Raw genomic sequence first — 14,068 nt, 5'->3', positions numbered from 1 at the left:
TTTGAATCAATGGCAAATATTTCCGCGGTTTATTATGATAGCGATATAGCTAGTAAGAGGGCGGAGGTAACAACATGAATATTAGAGAATTAGCGTTTCGTAATGTAACGCGAAATAGAAGAACATATTCGGCTTATTTTTTGAGTAGTGCATTTGCAATCATGTCTTTTTTCGTTTACTCATTTTTTGCTTTTCATCCTGCATTAAGCGCAGGTCAATTAGGTCAATATGTATTTGTAAGTATGTCTTTTGCGCAAGTTATTATTTATCTTTTTACATTTTTCTTTATTTTATATTCAATGGGAATGTTTTTGAAAACAAGAAAGCGTGAACTAGGGATTTTAATGATGTTAGGTATGACGAAATTTCAATTAAAACGTCTTGTCTTTTTTGAAAATGTCATGTTAGGAATCGCGGCAATTATTGCAGGGATTATTTGTGGTATGCTGTTTTCAGGTGTATTAATTTGGATTGCTCCATTGTTATTGAAACTAGATATATCGCTGGTATACTATATTCCAACAAAAGCGATCGTTGTCACAAGTGTTATGTTTTTCATTTTATTTATGATTATTTCATTCTTTAGTGCAGGGATGATACGTAAAAATCAAATTATGAAATTATTTAGAGGATCAGTTCAAGCAAAGCCTGAACCGAAAGCATCTATTATATCTTCTATTTTAGCGATATTATTGCTTAGTGCAGGATATGTAGGTGCGTTATCTTCACATGGTGCAATGGTGTTTATTATGTTGATTCCCGTAACAACAGTTGTCATTATTGGCACATATTTATTGTATAAGCAGCTCAGTGTATTTCTTATTCGTGCATGCAAGAAGAGTAAACGTTTCTATTGGACAAGAACAAATATTATTACTCTTTCAGACTTAGCGTACCGTATGAGAGATAATGCGCGGATGTTCTTTATTGTTACGATCATTTCAACTGTAGCTTTCTCGGCTATTGGCACATTAGTTGGCTTTGCTTCTATAACAAAGGGAATTATGGACCAACCTATTGCATTTCATTATCACTCTAAACAAGGGAATGAAAATGAATCAAAGCATGTCCAATTTATTGAACAAACATTGAATAAACATCATATATCTGCTGGGAAAATAGAGGTTGTCTCAAAGCAGACGGAAGATAAATCGTTACGAGATGTGACCTTTGTAAGAGAATCTGATTATAAAAAGTATGCCAAGTTAACGGGAGAGTCAGTTGATTCATTCAGTCAAAATGAAATTTTATTTCTTTCGATCGAAATACCAGGTCCACCGAAGAAAGAGAGAAAAACAATTGAATTACCGAATGATAACCGACCGTTACAGGTGAAAAAAGTTAACACCTCTTCTCTTGGTAAGGTACTTACTGGAAATATATATGTAGTTTCAGAAAATCAATATAATGCATTACAAGATGGATTTAAAGAAGTAAAAGATTACATGTATAAAACAAAGGAAACAAAAAATGAAGTTGAAGCTGGAAAAGAAATAACAAATCAAATTAAATCTTATCAAGAATACGCAAAATTTAGCGCAGCGGAATATGATCAAAATCAGGCTTTACAATTTGCTGGACCCGTCTTTTTTGTAGGATTCTTTATTGGTATTGTCTTTTTTGTCTGTGCAGGTAGTTTTCTATACTTCCGTTTATTCTCTGACTTAGAGGATGATTATCGTTTATTTGATTCTATTCGAAAAGTGGGATTAACAAGTGGCGAGTTAGCAACAGTAGTAACCATTCGATTGGCGTTACTGTTCTTTATTCCAGTTGGTGTTGCAACATTACACGGTGCGGTTGCTTTAACCGCTTTAGGACAAATGTTTGAGTATTCACTTCTAAAAGAGAATGTAATTGTACTAAGTATATTTGTGGGAATTCAAATCGTATACTTCATTTTGATACGATTCCGTTATTTAAAGCAATTGAAAGAACGATTACGAATGCGTTAATCATATAGTAACTTATAAAAAATCTCTTAACATATGACGTTAGGAGATTTTTTATTTTTATCCTGCTATTTGCGGGCAGTAAGACCTCCATCTCAAGATTCAGAGAGAAGCAAGGAAGGGAGGCGGGGATCCGGCTGCCCGTAAAAGCACGATTGGTGAGGGCTAATCATCAGCGGGAGATGAAGAAAACCCCTACTAATTAAAGTTTTATTTTATGGAAATACGTGGAAGGTTTTAATAATTGTATATTCAAATAGTAATTTGTAGTTTTTGTGAACAGTCTTGTATTTCGTATATATTTGTCCTACACTTTAGTTGTTTGTAAGAAAGTAATATACATATAGTGTAAAACTATTAGTTAATTTTATTAAAGATTAACAACATGTAAGGAGGGGTTGTATGTGGAAATGGTTACAGAACATAACAGACTTTGCGAGTAGTAAAAAAGGTGCAAGGATCATTGTTGTATCTTGGATTATGCTTATGCTTATACTAACAGGAGTCTCAAAACCAGCAAAGAAATACGCAAATAATGTAAGTGGTGATGGGATTCCGGAAAGTGCAACATCTATACAAGCTGAAAAGCAAGTAGAAAAGTATTTTCCAAATGATGAAGGTTTACCCGCTATTATTGTATTTGATCAAAAAGAAGAAATGAAGGAAGAAGAATTACATCGTGTTCAAGAAATAGCTAAAAAGCTAGAAGATAAAAATATAAAACATGTCGAGAAAATTGTACCAATTAGTGAAATGTCAGTTCAAATGTTAACAGGATTTTTATCTAAAGATAAAACAAGTTTTATTTTACCTGTAACAATGACAAATAATCTAGAAGTAGAAGAGATTCATACGACTGTAAAGCAAATAAAAAAAGAATTAAAACAGGAACTACCTTCTAGTATGGAGGCGAAGGTAACGGGTCCTGCAGGGATTGCTGCAGATACATTAGAAATCTTTAAAAATGCTGATGTGTTGCTTTTATTGTCAACGATTGGATTGATTTTTGTTTTATTAATTATTATTTATCGCTCACCACTTCTAGCAATTATTCCACTCATAGCGGCAATTATTGTGTATCAAGTAATCGATCGAAGCCTTGGCTTATTTGGTAAGTTTGGTCTTGAAATTAAATCACAATCATTGTCGATTATGTCCATTTTATTATTTGCGGCATTAACGGATTATGCTTTATTTATTTTTGCAAGGTACAAGGAAGAGTTGCAAAAGCGTGAGGATAAATATGAAAGTATGAAACAAGCGATGAGAAGAGTAGGGGAACCCATTTTCTTTAGTGGGAGTACTGTACTTGCTTCGATGTTAATGCTCTTTTTTGCAGTATATAATGGTTATCGAAATTTTGCACCGCTGTTTTCTATTGCGCTTATTATCATTATTCTAGGTGGAATTACATTGCTACCAGCCCTCTTCACGCTGTTTGGTAGAAAGGCATTCTGGCCGCTTATTCCAAAGGTTGGACAGCAAAAAGAAACACACTTGATATGGAAAAGGGTGAGTCATGCTGTAGTAAGGAAACCATATATCGTTGGAGGGGCAGTTGCGCTGTTTTTAGTCGTATGCTCAATGAATATTTTTCAAATTAAATATTCATTTAATTTATTAAAATCTTTCCCGGCAAATTTAGAATCCAGACAAGGGTATGAGTTAATTGAAAAGAAATATTCTCCTGGTCAATTAGCACCGATTACGGTTGTAGTAAGTAAAGAAGAGAAATTATCAAACGAAGAAATTGTACAATTTGTAGAAAAGTTGACTGTACAAAAAGGTGTAGAAGGAGTCAATCCTTCCGTTGAAATGCTAAAAAGGAATACAAGTCAATTATTGTCTGAGGATGGGAAAGTAGCAAAAGTGCAGGTAATCTTAAAAGATCAACCATACTCATTACAAGCAATGGATACGATTCAATCACTTCAAAGTAAAGAAAATGAATTCGTAAAGGATGGTCATGTTTATTTTGCAGGCGAAACAGCGAAGCAAGCAGATCTTTATGATATAAATAACCATGATACAACACTAATTGTCGTGTTAATCTCTATCTTAATTTTTATTTTGTTAGGCATTCAAACAAAATCACTCATCGCACCAATTTATATGATTGGCACGATACTATTATCATATTGTGCAGCATTAGGGCTTAGTATGTTCTTATTCCAACATTTGTTTGGATATACTGACATGAGTTATCGAATTCCGCTATATACGTTTGTGTTCCTTGTTGCACTTGGTGTTGATTACAATATTATGCTCGTTTCACGCATTAAGGAAGAAGCAACGCATCACCCGTTACAAGCAGCTATTGAAAACGGCTTAACAGCGACAGGTGGCGTCATTTCGTCTGCTGGTATCATATTAGCAGCTACATTTGCTGTGTTAACGACTCAGCCATTATTAGAGCTGTTTATGTTTGGATTTGTAGTTGCATTAGGGGTTATTATCGATACATTCCTTGTGCGGACATTACTTGTTCCAGCAATTATGCTGTTATTAAAGAAGTGGAGTTTGTGGCCACAAAAAATGAAATAGTATAATCAAACATGTCTTTTTCGTCAAAATATTTGATGGGAAAGACGTGTTTTTTATATTGAGAAACATCATGAAGCAGGAAAATAGGAGAGAGAAAACGAATATTATTAATAGTTGTAAACGTATTCAATAAGAGGGGTTAATATATGTTGAGGAGGGGTTATGATGAACAGTAGTACAGCGAATAAACAAAAAGGTATTCAATTAATTCCGTTTACGGTAGATAAAGTAGTTGAGCAAGTAAATGAAATTCCACCAGGTGTGCAACTGATTCATGCTCCTGAAGTTTGGGAAAAAAGTGTAAAAGGAAAAGATATTGTTGTTGCAGTATTAGATACAGGTTGCGATATTACTCATATAGATTTAAAAGACCGAATTATTGGGGGGAGAAACTTCACTGAGGATTATGAAGGTGACCCAAATGTTTATATTGATAATAATGGACATGGTACTCATGTTGCGGGAACAATTGCGGCAACAGAAAATGGTGTTGGAGTCTTAGGAGTTGCACCACTTGCCAAATTATTAGTGCTAAAAGTATTATCAGGAGATGGATCGGGAAGCTATCAACAAATTATTGAAGCGATTGATTATGCGGTACGATGGAGAGGACCGAATCAAGAACGAGTACGAATTATTTCTATGTCACTTGGTGGACCACAAGATGTTCCAGAATTACATGAAATTATTCAGCATGCAGTAAAGCAGGATGTGCTTGTTGTATGTGCTGCAGGAAATAATGGAGATTGTAGTGGTGAAACAGAAGAATTAGATTTTCCAGGTGCCTATTCAGAAGTAATTGAAGTAGGGGCGGTTAATTTAGAAAGAAAACTTGCTTGCTTTAGTAATTCAAATCAAGAAATTGATTTAGTTGCACCGGGGGAAGGAATTCTTTCTACTTATCCTGAAGGAAAATATGCGGTATTAAGCGGAACATCAATGGCTACGCCGCACATTGCTGGAGCATTAGCGCTTCTTATTAAGAAATGTGAGCGAGAATATGGAAGAAAGTTAACAGAGCCAGAAATTTATGCACAGCTTATTAAGCATACTGTACCATTAGGATATGAGCGAACAGCAGAAGGAAATGGATTAATAGATTTGTTAAAAGAATAATTGTTACTAAAAAACATCTCATTTAGACATGAGATGTTTTTTAGTATGGTTCCGTTGCTTGTAAAACAGCATCTAATAATCCGGGAAATCTAGTGTTTAAATCATCCGTTCGAATCGAAATAAAACGCTGCGTACCTTCTAGACGGGTATACATAACACCGGATTCGCGTAACACTTTAAAATGATGTGACAAAGTTGATTTAGCAACTGGAATATTTAATGCGCCACATGATTGTTCATTTCGCTTCATTAGCATGGTTACAATTTGTAAACGGATTTGGTCGCTGAGAGCATATAGGACAGAAGAAAACTGAATTTCTTCCTGATTTGGATGATAGAGTGTTCGCATACTTTCACCTACTTGTATAAGTTTATTTAGTTGCACTATAACATATAACGTGTTATATTTCTATTGTTCGATTATATTCGAACAATAGAAATATAGGGGGATTAAAAATGAATTATACAAAGTTACAAAAGGCGGGTTTACAAGTTTCACAAATAGGTTTAGGTACAAATGCAGTCGGGGGCTATAATTTATATTCACATGTGGATGAACAAGAAGGAACAAAAATGATTGAAGAGGCACTTCAGCAAGGAATTACATTTATAGATACAGCAGATTCATATGGGTTTGGTAGGTCTGAGGAGTTAATAGGGAGGACAATTAAGGGGAAAAGGCAAGAGCTTGTACTTTCTACAAAAGGAGGGATACAGCTATTAGCCAATGGTTCTACTTGTATTAACAATGAACCAAGTTATTTAAGAAATGCTGTTGAAAAGAGCTTGCGAAGATTACAAACAGATTATATTGATCAATATTATTTACATTTTACGAATCCTGAAACGATGTATATAGATTCAATTGGAGAACTTGTTCGTTTAAAAGAAGAAGGAAAAATTCGCTCAATTGGAATATCGAATGTAAATGTAACGCAATTAAAAGAGGCAAACCAATTTGGAGATATTGATGTACTTCAGTCTCCTTATCATATGTTAGATCGTACAGCTGCGAAAGAACTTATACCATATTGTATAGACGAAGGGATTTCATTTATTCCATATGGCCCCCTGGCTTTTGGAATTTTAGGTGGTAAATATACAGAAAATTTAAAATTGAACGAGGGTGATTGGCGACGGGACGTGTCACTATTTGAAGAACATACATATAAGAAGAACTTTATGAAAGTTGAAAAATTAAAAGAGTTTGCTAGAACAAAAGACGCAACGGTAGCTCATATAGCGCTAGCTTGGCTTTTAGGACAAAGAGGGATAGATACAGTGATTCCGGGTGGAAAACGTGCAGAGCAAGTAAGGGAAAATATAAAAGTAGTAGATGTTTCGTTAAATGATAGTGATTTGAAATATGTACAATCTATTTTAGAAGATGAATAGAATAGGGGAGAAATATCCCCTTTCGATTCATTAGGGAGATGGAAAAGATGAATAGAGTTATAATATTATTTTTTATTACGATGTTTATGATTGGTACAGACACCTTTTTAATTTCTCCACTTTTACCAACATTGAAAACAGTATATAGTATTCCAACAGAAGTTTCAGGGTGGATGGTCAGTGCGTATGCATTAGGATATGCCGTATTTGCACTTATTGCTGGACCTATTTCTGATGGACTAAATCGGAAGAGGGTAATGCTAGGAGGTATGAGTTTTTTTGCAATTAGTACCTTTTTATGTGGAGTCGCACCGAGCTTTTGGTGGATGCTGATCTTTCGTTTTTGTGCAGGGGTAAGTGCAGCATTTGTATCTCCGCAAGTGTGGGCATCTATTCCGCTTCTTGTGCAAAAAAATCAAATTGTGAAATCAATGGGGATTGCAACGGCGGGATTATCATTAGCGCAAGTGTTAGGATTACCTATTGGAGCGTATTTGGCAACGATCCATTATACAGCACCTTTCTTTATAATTGGCATTTGTTCAGCGGTGCTTGTCCTTTTTATTTATATTGTATTGCCAGAAATACAACCACTACAAATAGAAGAAAAGCGTCAATCTATTGTAAGTCGATATCAACAATTGTTGGGGCATTCGCAGGTTTCACTTTCTTATTTCGCATATTTCCTCTTCCAAACTGGTAATTTTGCAGCATTTTCGTTCTTTGGGGTGTGGCTAACTACTCAGTTTGGGTTACAAGTAAACGAAGTAGGAATTGCAATGCTTATACTTGGAGTAGGAAACTTAACAGGTAATATTGTAGGGCCTAGACTTGTTAAGAAACTTGGTTATCCTTCTATGTTTTATGGTGGCATTGTTGCTGTAGCTAGTTTATATATAATTTTACCGCACTTAAAACAAATGTTGTTAGTTGAGTTATTTTTCTTTCTGCTATTTTTTATTACAGGGATTTTATTCGTACTAATGATGAGTCATTTGCAAAAACTGTCTAGTATAGCAAGAGGAACAGGGGCAGCGTTAGCGAATGCTTCAATGTATATTGGACAAACAATTGGAGCGGCAGTAGCAGGAATGCTATTTGGAGCAGTTCATAGCTTCGCACCGATTGGTTATTTCACAGCGATTACATATGTGTTTGCGTTTCTTGTATTTAGAAGAAGTGATCGATATATAGCAAAAGAGGAGAGGGATAAGCAAAGAGTTGTTTCATAACTGAACTATAAACTAAAAATTCGATAAGTGTGAGACTTGCTACTGATAGTTATTCGAACGATTTTTTAGTGGAATATATAAATCCCATTTGATTTTCTAACAGATGTATTATGATTATGAAGAACAGATAGAGACCTTCACTCATTTTCTCCTTCTGTTTTCACATGGAATGGGGCTAAAAAAGGCACTGACCGCTTCTATCCATGGCCGGACACTCTCATCCATCTGAAAAGAATGGTTTGATGTTCGTTTTTAAATTTGGAGTTATATATAAAATAATTATGTAAACAATATAATGAAAAGCACTGTTCTAATAGTATGTTTAAAACAGTGCTTTTCGTTTAGAATGAACAGTTGCAGCATTTTCATCTTTTATGCCAGCTTCTTTAATAATTCTTTTTTTTGCTTTATCTAATAGGTGATTGACTGCTTCACCAAAATAGTTAGCTTCACGCTTGGTGCGGGCTGCTCGTAAACATTTGTAGTTGTCTATCAGTTCCTCTTTTTCAGAGTCTGTTAAGAAATCTTCTATTTTCTTTTTTGTCATACGAAACACCCTTTCTTCTGACAGACGATACAGTTCAGAGAGATTTATTTTCATTATAACAATCATTTATAATGAAAGTGTAGCTTAACGTCGTAGTAATTTGTCAATTTCTTGAATTTTTTCATCAGCTTTACCGATTTGAGTACTCTTTGCTTGTTCACCACCAAGAGCTTGGTGTAGTAAAAAAGTTTGACCAGAAATAGCAGTAACAATAGACACTTTCACAATTTCCTTTACTGTTATTACATCGAATAAAACAAGTCCTAGAAGTGCAGCTAGACTACCAGTCAAAATATCAGTGAAAAAACCAAGATGAAAAAATGTTTTTAAACGGCGTGGAAGCAATAACTTGCCTTGGTTATTGATAAGATGGGAAACGAAACCAGTAACGCCACCAATGAGAACAGCAGTTAGCCATTGATACATTTCCATCGAATCCACTCCTTTTAGTATATAAAATTCGGATTCTTTCGTATGGATTCCTTTGTCAATTTCATATACAAATATTGAGAAAATTTGGTTTGGCTACATGCATGTTCAATTTCATTATAACAGAAAATTCTGGTATACTTCAGTCTATTATACGACGCTCTTTTTCATTATTATAAATGTAGAGAAGGAGGATGAAAAAATGAAAATAGATTATCGAATTAGAAGTGTAGAGGATTATACGCCAAATATTGGGGGACTTGTTAGTATGCTTGAACATACAAGGGCTGTCACATTACAAGAAATAAAAGATTTAACAGTAAATCATTTAGATTTTATTCTAGTCGATGACGGCAATTCTATCGGTGCATTATTAAAACACATTGCGGCAATAGAAAAAGTTCACCAGCTTATTTCTTTCCAAAATCGCGATTTTACAAAAGAAGAGTTAGAGAACTGGAGTGATGCCCTTTTCTTAGGAGAAGCGGGAAGGGAAATTAATAGGAATGAAGTGCAATACTACGTACAGCTTTTACATACAGTTCGAGAAGAATCATTGCAATATTTAAAGGAAAAAGATGATGATTGGTTACTGTCAGAAGGACAATGGGGAAATGGAGTTATATATAATCAGTATTATTTGTGGTTTCATGTCTTAGAAGATGAAATTAGTCATCGTGGACAAATCAGAACGATAAAAAACTTTTTAACAGAAAATTCCGTTAAATAAAGTAGCTTTTTAAAATAATATTACATATAATGAAAGTAATTAAAATAAGAACGGAGTGATGTATTATGGTGATTATTTCTATAGATGTTAAAGCGAATACAAAGGTGGACGGAAAGAGCGGAACTTTGTAAGGAATCGCGCTATCCTTCTACTGGGCTCAAACTAGGGAGGATATAAATTTGAATCAAAATCGTTTAGAATCATTTGGTTGGGATTCTTTTTTTGAGAATCAATCTTTAGAAACGTATGAGATAGGTCGAATTGTACTTGAACATAAGCACGTGTATCGGATTATTTGTGATGATGGCGAGTATATAGCTGAGTTATCGGGAAAGTTTCGGCATGAAGCATTAGATAAAGGGGATTATCCAGCAGTTGGTGATTGGGTTCATATAAGGAAAATAGAAGCAGAAGGAAAGGCTATTATTCATCGTGTTTTCCAAAGAAGAAGCTCCTTTTCTAGACAAGCAGCTGGAGAAAGAACTGCTGAACAGGTTGTGGCAGCAAATGTTGATTATCTTTTCTTAGTAAATGCACTGAATCATGATTTTAACGTAAGAAGAATCGAACGTTATTTATTATTAGCTTATGAAAGTGGATCACTACCTATTATTGTTTTGACGAAAAGGGACCTATGTGAAGATGTGGAGCAAAAGATATCGGAAACAGAAGCGGTAGCTATTGGTGTGCCAATATTTGTAGTGGATAGTTTGCAGCAAACGGGAATTGAATTACTACAACAATTTGTTGCTTCTGGTAAAACGATTGCCCTTGTCGGTTCCTCTGGTGCAGGTAAATCTACTTTGTTAAACGCATTAATGGGAAGTGAAGTTGCCAAAACAGGTGGTATTCGTGAAGAGGATAGTAAAGGAAGACATACTACGACTCATCGAGAGTTGTTCCAATTACCGAACGGTGGTTTAGTAATTGATACGCCAGGGATGCGAGAGCTTCAGCTATGGGAAGGAAGCGAAGCGATTCATACAGCGTTTTCTGATATTGAAGAAATTTCGAGAGAATGCCGTTTTCGTGATTGTAAGCATGAAAATGAGCCTGGGTGTGCCGTTCGCAGTGCGATTGATGCAGGTATTTTAGTAGCAAATCGTTTGCGGAATTACAAAAAATTACAAAGAGAAATTGCATACGCGCTAAGAAAACAAGATCCAGTACTTGCTCGTGCTGAACGAGGGAAGTGGAGAAAGATGGCAAAGCAAAACCGGAAAAATTAGAATGGAGTAAAACCAAAAGTGGATAGCATGCTTTTGGTTTTTTATTGATTTTATCTCGCTAAAGCCCGATCCGTGAGGGCTGATAATCAGTGGGGATGAAGAAAACCCCATTGATTAAAGTTTCACTTTATAGAAAGTGATAAGTTGAAAAAATAGAAAATTATCGTCGAAAAATAAAGGAATTTGTTATATGCGTGTATAATTATTGTAAAGTAGATTATTTATAAAGGAGAAAAATATGGGAGTGTACTGGGGAACAAAAAAACATTCATGGCTTAGCTATGCCTCATTTTGGTTGAGTGTTTCATTTTTTCTTATCTTTTTCATTGAAGTGTTTGTATTAAAAACACTTTTTAATAGCTCAAGTGGTGTCGTACAAATTATTAAATATTTTTATTTCATATTTGTTCCATTAAACGTAATTATTAGTTTGAAATTATTATTTAGAAAGAATGAAAAGAAAATATTACCGATTTTCAGTTTCATCGTGTCATTACTCTTTGTAAGCTTGGTAGTAGTATTAGCTTTGGTTGCGACAGGAAAAGTATTTTAACGCAAAAACAGGAATGATTCATGTCATTCCTGTTTTTGCGTTAAAATATAGAAGCGATAAAGTATAACAGGCAGATGAATATAGCAAGTCAATTGATATATGGTACAATAAACTGGCTAGTGGTAGAGAAAAAGGGTATATAAAATACTCATTGTGTTTTAGTAAGAGAGGGGTTATCTTATGCTATACGAGGATTTGATGTCATTATTTCAAGTTGCTCCGGTGGAAGATGGAAAAACTGGCTGGAAATATGTAATCCAAGAAGAAGACGGTCAGTATTCAATTGTTAATAGTGTATCACCGGAACATATGAATGTAGAATTGTTTTTTAATGAATATGACGAGTTGCGAATTACTTTATATAAAGAAGGTCAGACAATTACAACTATACAGCGAATAGCAATCTTAAAAACAGAGTTAGAAGAGGATGAAGAAGGGGTTCAATTTGTTTTAGAGCGTATGCCAAGCCGAATGATTCGCTTACAATTAAAGCCATTTCTTACAATAGAAATGGGTCTATATTGGGAAGTTTGTGAAGATTGTGAGTAAAAAAGCATCCGTACGTAACGGATGCTTTTTTACTATGTTTTTTCTAGTTGTTTATATGCGATAATTGGTAGAATAATGATGCTAACCCATCCGATAATTGGATACAAGATGTGAAGAAGTTCGCTGTAACCAATATAGCTAAAACAATAACTGATTAATAAAATAAAATAGATAATATGATTACTCTTCCAGCCAGTAATAGATTGCATTTGTTTGGTCATTCCAAATACATTTCCAACTAGTGTGGTAAACACTTCTCCAAAGATAATAAGAACGAAGAAGAAGTGGAAAGTAGCGTTAAATCTTCTTACGACTTCAGCCATGGGGATGTTATATTGATAAAATTGATCAACAGATAGAATGGCTAAATGACTACATAATAGAATAAAACATAACCCAGCTCCTCCTAAAATTCCGCCCCATAGAATTGCTTTTTTATCTTTTACTTCGCTTGCTAGCGGTACGAGAACACTCTGGGCAAGAGACAGATTTAAGGCGACATATGTAAGTGGACTTGTTATCCATCGCGTATTCCAACTTTCTTCTGGAACAGTGTTAAAAATAGGTATTGTACCATGAATAAAAGTTGTAATAGCAAGTCCGATAATAAAAATCATCATAATTGGTACGACAAGTGTATTTACTTCAAATACACCTTGTAGTCCTCGGCTACCGATGATAATACATGCGATAACAGTAATGAAAATGCCAAGTTGTCGTGGTAGACGCAGTTGTTCTTCGAATACAGCTCCAGCCCCTGATAGCATAACGCTTGTTACACCAAAAAGTACGAGTAATAATAAAGTGTTTATTACATTTCCAAATACATCGCCAAACAAATATCGGTTAAATTCTTGAGCGGAAAAGGCACCAATTTGCGAAGAAAGTAACATCATCTTTGTGCCGAGCCAAATGAAAAAAATTCCACTTATGCATATTCCAATTGTTCCGTATAATCCATTGATCGTAAAAAATTCAACAATTTCTCGCCCAGTTGCAAATCCAGCCCCGACGACAGTCCCAATATAAGTGGCAGCAACTTTTTTAGCTACTTGCCATTGCTGATTATCCATGTAATCCCTCTTTCTACTATGATGAGCTTGACCTATTATTATGCATATGTGTGAGTTTGGACAATTAGACATATGAAGGAAAAGAAAGGGGCATGGATTTGCAGTATTAGGGAATGATTAGAGTTGTTGCAACTTTGTTACATATAAGTGAGTGACTTGGACGAAAAGGGAATTCATGGTACAATAATTGTGTATTATTAAAAGATAATAATTATAAAATAGTAAGAGGAGTGGATTGAATGAGTACGAAAACAAATGTTGTTGAAGTATTAAACAAGCAGGTAGCAAACTGGAATGTGTTATATGTAAAACTCCATAACTATCACTGGTATGTAACAGGCCCACACTTCTTTACATTACATGAAAAATTTGAAGAGTTTTATACAGAAGCAGCAACGTATATTGACGAATTAGCAGAGCGTATTTTGGCGCTAGAAGGAAAACCATTAGCAACAATGAAAGAGTATTTAAATACATCTACTGTACATGAAGGAACAAGTAAAGAATCCGCTGAAGAAATGGTACAAACATTAGTAAATGATTTCTCAGCAATCATTCAAGAGTTAAAAGAAGGTATGGAAATAGCTGATGAAGCTGGAGACGAAACATCAGCAGATATGCTATTAGCTATTCATACAACATTGGAACAACATGTTTGGATGCTAAGCGCATTTTTAAAATAAGATATTAAAAACCTATTGAAAGTTCTGTCAATAGGT

General features: G+C 34.7%; 14 protein-coding genes. 10 read left to right on the top strand and 4 right to left on the bottom strand.

Translation table 11 applies throughout. The features are described 5' to 3' along the window. Window positions 1–74: 74 nt before the first annotated feature. The 3 genes from ACX5JI_RS11645 (at window position 75) to ACX5JI_RS11635 (ending at window position 5,612) form a co-directional block, all read left to right on the top strand. Complete coding sequence (locus ACX5JI_RS11645) at window positions 75–1,955, top strand: ABC transporter permease (RefSeq protein WP_459501207.1); 1,881 nt, start codon at window positions 75–77, stop codon at window positions 1,953–1,955. 399 nt (window positions 1,956–2,354) lie between these two features. Next, window positions 2,355–4,496: an MMPL family transporter gene (locus ACX5JI_RS11640; protein ID WP_459501206.1), complete on the top strand. Its 2,142-nt coding sequence runs from the start codon at window positions 2,355–2,357 to the stop codon at window positions 4,494–4,496. A 165-nt stretch (window positions 4,497–4,661) separates the two neighbouring features. Next, window positions 4,662–5,612: a S8 family peptidase gene (locus ACX5JI_RS11635; protein WP_459501205.1), complete on the top strand. Its 951-nt coding sequence runs from the start codon at window positions 4,662–4,664 to the stop codon at window positions 5,610–5,612. Window positions 5,613–5,652: 40 nt separating this feature from the next. Here the strand turns inward: ACX5JI_RS11635 and ACX5JI_RS11630 are convergent, their stop codons facing one another. Next, entirely contained in the window at window positions 5,653–5,961 is a 309-nt protein-coding gene (locus ACX5JI_RS11630; RefSeq protein WP_459501204.1) for an ArsR/SmtB family transcription factor, read from the bottom strand. Between the two features lie 107 nt (window positions 5,962–6,068). On the opposite strand from ACX5JI_RS11630, the gene ACX5JI_RS11625 reads away from it, so the two are divergent. Beyond that, complete coding sequence (locus ACX5JI_RS11625) at window positions 6,069–7,007, top strand: aldo/keto reductase (protein WP_459501203.1); 939 nt, start codon at window positions 6,069–6,071, stop codon at window positions 7,005–7,007. A gap of 47 nt (window positions 7,008–7,054) precedes the next feature. Continuing rightward, entirely contained in the window at window positions 7,055–8,239 is a 1,185-nt protein-coding gene (locus tag ACX5JI_RS11620; protein ID WP_459501202.1) for an MFS transporter, read from the top strand. Between the two features lie 322 nt (window positions 8,240–8,561). On the opposite strand, the gene ACX5JI_RS11615 is transcribed toward ACX5JI_RS11620, so the two are convergent. Together ACX5JI_RS11615 and ACX5JI_RS11610 are read right to left on the bottom strand one after the other, a co-directional pair. Continuing rightward, a complete protein-coding gene (locus tag ACX5JI_RS11615) occupies window positions 8,562–8,786 on the bottom strand; it encodes a hypothetical protein (RefSeq protein ID WP_459501201.1) in 225 nt (74 codons plus the stop codon). Between the two features lie 84 nt (window positions 8,787–8,870). Continuing rightward, on the bottom strand, window positions 8,871–9,218 hold the full coding sequence (locus ACX5JI_RS11610) for a DUF4257 domain-containing protein (RefSeq protein ID WP_459501200.1): 348 nt from the start codon (window positions 9,216–9,218) through the stop codon (window positions 8,871–8,873). A gap of 199 nt (window positions 9,219–9,417) precedes the next feature. On the opposite strand from ACX5JI_RS11610, the gene ACX5JI_RS11605 reads away from it, so the two are divergent. From ACX5JI_RS11605 to ACX5JI_RS11590, 4 genes are all read left to right on the top strand, one after another. Beyond that, window positions 9,418–9,945: a DinB family protein gene (locus ACX5JI_RS11605; RefSeq protein ID WP_459501199.1), complete on the top strand. Its 528-nt coding sequence runs from the start codon at window positions 9,418–9,420 to the stop codon at window positions 9,943–9,945. A 179-nt stretch (window positions 9,946–10,124) separates the two neighbouring features. Continuing rightward, window positions 10,125–11,174, top strand: a complete 1,050-nt coding sequence (gene rsgA, locus ACX5JI_RS11600) for a ribosome small subunit-dependent GTPase A (RefSeq protein WP_459501198.1) — start codon at window positions 10,125–10,127, stop codon at window positions 11,172–11,174. 238 nt (window positions 11,175–11,412) lie between these two features. Beyond that, entirely contained in the window at window positions 11,413–11,727 is a 315-nt protein-coding gene (locus ACX5JI_RS11595) for a hypothetical protein (protein WP_459501197.1), read from the top strand. A gap of 180 nt (window positions 11,728–11,907) precedes the next feature. Next, window positions 11,908–12,276 (top strand): DUF3979 family protein, encoded by a 369-nt coding sequence (locus tag ACX5JI_RS11590; RefSeq protein WP_459501196.1) that lies wholly within the window; start codon window positions 11,908–11,910, stop codon window positions 12,274–12,276. A 32-nt stretch (window positions 12,277–12,308) separates the two neighbouring features. On the opposite strand, the gene ACX5JI_RS11585 is transcribed toward ACX5JI_RS11590, so the two are convergent. Next, a complete protein-coding gene (locus tag ACX5JI_RS11585) occupies window positions 12,309–13,349 on the bottom strand; it encodes a YkvI family membrane protein (RefSeq protein WP_459501195.1) in 1,041 nt (346 codons plus the stop codon). A 239-nt stretch (window positions 13,350–13,588) separates the two neighbouring features. Between ACX5JI_RS11585 and ACX5JI_RS11580 the strand changes: the two genes are divergently transcribed. After that, window positions 13,589–14,032, top strand: a complete 444-nt coding sequence (locus ACX5JI_RS11580) for a Dps family protein (protein WP_459501194.1) — start codon at window positions 13,589–13,591, stop codon at window positions 14,030–14,032. The last annotated feature ends 36 nt before the right edge of the window (window positions 14,033–14,068 follow it).

It is taken from the genome of Bacillus sp. C1 (assembly GCF_054570475.1).
This window is presented reverse-complemented; position numbering and strand designations above follow the sequence as displayed.

Excerpts from the sequence above, each read along its gene's own strand:
- ACX5JI_RS11645 (WP_459501207.1), top strand. The coding sequence starts at position 75 with ATGAATATTAGAGAATTAGCGTTTCGTAATGTAACGCGAAATAGAAGA.
- ACX5JI_RS11640 (WP_459501206.1), top strand. The coding sequence starts at position 2,355 with ATGTGGAAATGGTTACAGAACATAACAGACTTTGCGAGTAGTAAAAAA.
- ACX5JI_RS11635 (WP_459501205.1), top strand. The coding sequence starts at position 4,662 with ATGAACAGTAGTACAGCGAATAAACAAAAAGGTATTCAATTAATTCCG.
- ACX5JI_RS11630 (WP_459501204.1), bottom strand. The coding sequence starts at position 5,961 with ATGCGAACACTCTATCATCCAAATCAGGAAGAAATTCAGTTTTCTTCT.
- ACX5JI_RS11625 (WP_459501203.1), top strand. The coding sequence starts at position 6,069 with ATGAATTATACAAAGTTACAAAAGGCGGGTTTACAAGTTTCACAAATA.
- ACX5JI_RS11620 (WP_459501202.1), top strand. The coding sequence starts at position 7,055 with ATGAATAGAGTTATAATATTATTTTTTATTACGATGTTTATGATTGGT.
- ACX5JI_RS11615 (WP_459501201.1), bottom strand. The coding sequence starts at position 8,786 with ATGACAAAAAAGAAAATAGAAGATTTCTTAACAGACTCTGAAAAAGAG.
- ACX5JI_RS11610 (WP_459501200.1), bottom strand. The coding sequence starts at position 9,218 with ATGGAAATGTATCAATGGCTAACTGCTGTTCTCATTGGTGGCGTTACT.
- ACX5JI_RS11605 (WP_459501199.1), top strand. The coding sequence starts at position 9,418 with ATGAAAATAGATTATCGAATTAGAAGTGTAGAGGATTATACGCCAAAT.
- ACX5JI_RS11595 (WP_459501197.1), top strand. The coding sequence starts at position 11,413 with ATGGGAGTGTACTGGGGAACAAAAAAACATTCATGGCTTAGCTATGCC.
- ACX5JI_RS11590 (WP_459501196.1), top strand. The coding sequence starts at position 11,908 with ATGCTATACGAGGATTTGATGTCATTATTTCAAGTTGCTCCGGTGGAA.
- ACX5JI_RS11585 (WP_459501195.1), bottom strand. The coding sequence starts at position 13,349 with ATGGATAATCAGCAATGGCAAGTAGCTAAAAAAGTTGCTGCCACTTAT.
- ACX5JI_RS11580 (WP_459501194.1), top strand. The coding sequence starts at position 13,589 with ATGAGTACGAAAACAAATGTTGTTGAAGTATTAAACAAGCAGGTAGCA.